Raw genomic sequence first — 4935 nt, 5'->3', positions numbered from 1 at the left:
GCGCAGTCGGCCTGGTCCCCGGGGATGCTCGCGGAGTCGACGAGCTGTTCGGCGATGTCGTCCTGGCTGGGCGTGCCGCCGCCGCACGCGGACAGGGTCAGGCCGATGGCCAGCAGGGTGGCGCTGAGGGGCAGGCCGATGCTCTTCATGGTGGGTCCTTCCGGGGGAGCAGTGGTCCGGGTCAGGCTAGGGCCAGTGAGCCCTGTCGTGGTGACTCCACGCGGGTAAAGTTTTCTGCGCGGCCCGCTCGCGACCACCCTGCGGGTCGGCGCAGGCTAGTTTGCCGCCATGCTCGACCTGATCGCCCGCTGGAGCTGGCGCCATCCGCGCAAGATCCTCGCCGGCGCCTTCCTCTTCGCTGCGGTCGCAGGCTTCTTCGGGCACGACGTCGAGCACCACCTCAAGGCTGCCGGCTTCACCGACCCGGAGTCGGAGAGCGAGCGTGCGAGCGAGGTGCTGGCCGAGGCGCAGGGGTACGGCGCGGAGCCGGGCCTCTTCGTGCTCGTCCGCGCCCGCGACGGCGGCCCGCTCGAGGTGGGCGACCCCGAGATCCGGGCCGAGGTGGCCCGGCTCGCCGAGCAGCTGCGCGGCTCGGCGTACGTCGGACAGGTGACCAATCCGCTCGAGGACCCGGTCCCGGGGCTGATCGCGGAGGACGGGCGCTCCCTGGTGCTGCCCGCCCGGTTGTCCACGACCGACCTCGAGGACGAGGGCGGACTCGCGGACGAGTCGGTGCGCGAGCGGGTCACCTCCGACCTCGTCGACATCGGGTATGGCGGGTTCGCGCCCGGCTTCAACGAGGTCAACGACCAGACCCGGCGCGACCTGACCAAGGCCGAGCTGATCGCGTTCCCGCTCCTGGGCCTCCTGCTCCTGCTCGTGTTCCGCAGTGTCGTCGCGGCCGCGGTGCCGCTGATGCTCGGCGTGCTGTCGATCCTCGGCACCCTGTTCGCGCTGCGCGTGATGGCGGCGTTCGTCGACACCTCGCTGTTCGCCCTCAACATCGCGACCGCGCTGAGCCTGGGGCTCGCTGTCGACTACGCGCTCCTCCTCGTCTCCCGCTACCGGGAGGAGGTGGATGCCCACGGCCGGACCCAGGAGGCGCACCGGCGTGCGGTCCGCACGGCCGGCCGCGCGAGCCTTTTCTCCGGCCTCACGGTCGCCGCGGCGATGGCGTCGCTGACGTTGATGCCGCAGCGGTTCCTCTACTCGATCGGCTTCGCCGGCGCGGTCGTCGGCGTGCTGTCCGCGGTGATGGCCGTCGTCGTCGTACCGGCTCTGCTCGTGGTCCTCGGACCGCGCATCGACGCGCTGTCCATCCGCCGGGGGCCGGCGGTCTCGGCCACCTCGGACCGATGGTTCCGCCTCGCGCGCGGCGTGATGCGCCGGCCGGTGATCGTCGCCGTGGCGACCGCCGCGTTCCTCCTCGCCATGGCGGCGCCGCTGCTCGCGACGACCTTGACCGGGCCCAGCGCCCAGGCGGTGCCCCCGGGACAGCAGTCCTACGAGATCAACCGCTACGTCGACGCCCACTACAGCCGTGCGCTCTCGGCGGGCGTATCGCTCGTGGTCACCGGGGACGCCGGTGAAGCGGACCTCGCCGGGCTCGCCACCGAGATCGCCGCGGTGCCCGGGGTCGAGAGCGTCGCGCCGTTCGTGACGGCCGACGACGGCGTCGCGTATGCGACCGCCGGGCTGGACGGCGAGGCGCTCGCCGCTTCCTCGCAGGACGCGATCCGCGAGATCCGGTCGCTCGCGGCACCGGGGGAGAGCGAGCTGCTGGTGTCCGGCAACACCGCCCGGTTCATCGACGAGAAGGAGAGCCTGGTCGCGAACGCGCCGCTCGTGGTCCTGCTGATCGTGGCGCTGACCATCGGCCTGCTCTTCCTCCTCACCGGCTCGGTGCTGCTCCCGTTGAAGACGCTGCTGATGAACGCGCTGACCCTGGCCGCCGTGCTCGGCATCCTGGTGCTGGTCTTCGAACGCAAGGTCGGAACCCAGCTGCTCGACTACCCGGGCCCGTACGCCGTCGAGGTCACCAGCCTGGTGTTCCTCTTCGCGGTCACCTTCGCGCTGGCGACCGACTACGCCGTCCTCGTGATGGCGCGGATCAAGGAGCTCCACGACAGCGGCCTCTCCAACGAGGACGCCGTCGCGCACGGCGTGGCCCGGACCGGCCGGATCATCAGCGCCGCCGCGGTGATGATCGCCGTCGTGTTCCTGTCGTTCGCCGTCAGCCCGGTCTTCTTCATGAAGCAGATCGCGGTCGCGATGGCGCTCGGCGTGCTCATCGACGCCACCATCGTGCGCGCGCTGCTGGTGCCCGCGCTGATGCGGCTGCTCGGCGAGGCGAACTGGTGGGCGCCCGGGCCGTTGCGACGGCTGCACGACCGGTTCGGCTTCCGCGAGGAGGCGACGACGCCGACGGCGGGTCGGGCGGCACGAGACTGATCGGCCGCGTTCGCCGTACGCGGACTTCCCCTCGGACTCCCTCGGTGTTGCGGGCGCTTGCCGGGTGCTGTGACTGGTCATAGAGCCGAGGGAGCGGACTCGGCGCCCCGGGAGCGGACCGAACACCGAGTTACAGCGGTCGCAGCGCCGAGGAAGTGCGAACCAGGTCGAAAATCAATGACCACAACCCAGGGGGCGCCGACTCCTACTTGGTAGTAGGAGCCGGAGGGGTCTTAGGTAGACGCATGAGCGTCACGCCGTCGTCGTACTCCATCACCATGCGCCTGTATGCCGCGCCCGACTACGCCGTGGTGGGCACGGTCGCGACCACGATCGCGGAGGCGGGCGGGATCACGACCGCGATCGACGTGGCCGACTCCAAGCACGACCGGCTGGTGCTCGACGTGACCTGCAGCGCGACCGACAGCGACCACAGTGAGCGGGTGGTCGCGGCGGTCGAGGCCATCGACGGCGTCACCGTGCACAAGGTGTCCGACCGCACCTTCCTGCTGCACCTCGGCGGCAAGATCGAGGTGCGGAGCAAGGTGCCGCTGAAGAACCGCGACGACCTCTCGATGGCGTACACCCCGGGCGTGGGCCGGGTGAGCATGGCGCTGGCCGAGCATCCCGAGGACGTCGCCAAGCTGACGATCAAGGGCAACACGGTCGCGGTGGTGACTGACGGCTCCGCCGTGCTCGGGCTCGGCAACATCGGGCCCGGTGCGGCGCTCCCGGTGATGGAGGGCAAGGCGGCGCTCTTCAAGCGGTTCGCCGACATCGACGCCTGGCCGATCTGCCTGGCGAGCCAGGACGTCGACGAGATCGTGCGCGCGGTCGAGATGATCGCGCCGGGCTTCGGCGGCATCAACCTCGAGGACATCGCCGCGCCGCGCTGCTTCGAGGTCGAGGCCCGGTTGCGCGCGTCGCTCGACATCCCGGTCTTCCACGACGACCAGCACGGTACGGCGATCGTCGTGCTCGCAGCGCTGCGCAACGCGCTCCGCGTGGTCNGGTCGGCAAGCCGCTGCCGGCCGCCCGCATCGTCGTCGCCGGCGGCGGCGCCGCCGGGTCGGCCATCGTGTCGCTGCTGCGCGCCGACGGGGCCGACGACGTCGTGGTCTGGGACCGCGAGGGGCTGCTGTCGCGCGAGGACACCTCGCTCCCTCCCGCCAAGCGCGACCTGGCGGCGATCACCAACCCGCGCCAGATCCGCGGCACGCTCCGCGACGGGCTCAAGGGCGCCGACGTGTTCATCGGCGTCAGCGGGCCCGGGGTGCTGCCCGCAGAGTGGATCCAGGACATGGCCGAGGGCGCGGTGGTCTTCGCGCTGGCCAACCCGGACCCGGAGGTCGACCCGATCGAGGCGGCGAAGTACGCCGCGGTCGTGGCGTCCGGGCGGTCCGACTACCCCAACCAGATCAACAACGTGCTCGCGTTCCCCGGTGTCTTCCGCGGCCTGCTCGATGCCCGCGCCTCGCAGGTCACGACCGAGATGCTGCTGCGGGCCGCGCACGCCATCGCGGCGGTCGTCACCGACGAGGAGCTGCACGCGAGCTTCATCATCCCGAGCGTCTTCAACCCCGACGTCCCGGGTGCGGTCGCCGCCGCGGTCCGTGGCGACGCGGACCGGACCTGACCAGGCGGACCGGCGCCACCTACCCCGAGAGGACGATCATGGCCGAGCCAGCGGAGTTGCCAGCGAGGTTGGACGCCAGTGCCAAGCAACGCGTCAAGGACGCGCTGAAGGCTCACGGCGAGGCACAGCTCGAGGCGTCCGGACAGGCGGTCTCCTCGGAGCGCTCCGCCGCCGAGCTGGACCCGGAGGCACCGTACTCCTCCGACGACCTGTCGCAGTCCGACGCGGCGGGCGAGCTGCACGGGCTGCTGGAGTCGGCGCGCGAGCGCCAGCAGGCCGACCTCGCCGCGGTCGACCTCCTCGACTTCGGAGTCAAGGACGTCGTGGAGCCCGGCGCGATCGTCGCCTTCGGCGGTGACTACTACGTCGTCGGCGTGGTCGCGGACGCGTTCGAGTGTGACGGGGTCGCCTACGAAGGGATCTCGGCCGACTCGCCGGTCTTCCACGCGATCGCCGGCCTGCGGGCCGGTGACACCTTCGCCTTCAACGGTCACGAGCACCGTCTCGACCTCGTCTGCTGAGGGCGCGAGGTTGCGACCGTAGGAGGACGTCCTCCCTGGCGGCACGCCGCTAGCGTCGAGCCATGCGTGCTGTCGTCATCACCCGCCACGGCGGTCCCGAGGTCCTGCAGGTCCAGGACCGGCCCGAGCCTGCCGCTCCGAAGGACGGCGAGGTCGCCGTCGACGTACGGGCCGCCGGCGTGAACTTCGCCGACACCATGGCCCGGGTCGGCTTCTACCCCGACGCGCCCAAGCCGCCGATGGTGGTCGGCTACGAGGTGGCCGGCGTGGTCACGGCGGTCGGGCCCGACGTCGACACGGTCGCCGTCGGCGACCGGGTGCTGGCCG

4 protein-coding genes and 1 pseudogene are annotated in these 4935 nt (G+C 71.6%); all 5 read left to right on the top strand.

All coding sequences use genetic code 11. The features are described 5' to 3' along the window. Window positions 1–288: 288 nt before the first annotated feature. On the top strand, window positions 289–2451 hold the full coding sequence (locus H0488_RS22025; RefSeq protein WP_183101349.1) for an MMPL family transporter: 2163 nt from the start codon (window positions 289–291) through the stop codon (window positions 2449–2451). A gap of 245 nt (window positions 2452–2696) precedes the next feature. Beyond that, window positions 2697–3311: pseudogene (locus H0488_RS25175) on the top strand (ACT domain-containing protein); the annotation flags it as partial. Continuing rightward, a complete protein-coding gene (locus tag H0488_RS25170; protein ID WP_312856481.1) occupies window positions 3236–4087 on the top strand; it encodes a malic enzyme-like NAD(P)-binding protein in 852 nt (283 codons plus the stop codon). The pseudogene H0488_RS25175 and the gene H0488_RS25170, both read left to right, overlap by 76 nt. A 38-nt stretch (window positions 4088–4125) precedes the next feature. Then, complete coding sequence (locus H0488_RS22015) at window positions 4126–4608, top strand: hypothetical protein (protein ID WP_183101348.1); 483 nt, start codon at window positions 4126–4128, stop codon at window positions 4606–4608. A 62-nt stretch (window positions 4609–4670) separates the two neighbouring features. Then, a partial coding sequence (locus tag H0488_RS22010) for an alcohol dehydrogenase catalytic domain-containing protein (RefSeq protein ID WP_183101347.1) occupies window positions 4671–4935 on the top strand: 265 nt, incomplete at its 3' end.

The organism is Nocardioides pelophilus, from assembly GCF_014180685.1.
GTDB lineage: Bacteria > Actinomycetota > Actinomycetes > Propionibacteriales > Nocardioidaceae > Nocardioides > Nocardioides pelophilus.
This window is presented reverse-complemented; position numbering and strand designations above follow the sequence as displayed.

What these genes read in the sequence shown, in the direction of transcription:
- H0488_RS22015 (WP_183101348.1), top strand. Translation starts at nt 4,126, where the DNA reads ATGGCCGAGCCAGCGGAGTTGCCAGCGAGGTTGGACGCCAGTGCCAAG.
- H0488_RS22025 (WP_183101349.1), top strand. Translation starts at nt 289, where the DNA reads ATGCTCGACCTGATCGCCCGCTGGAGCTGGCGCCATCCGCGCAAGATC.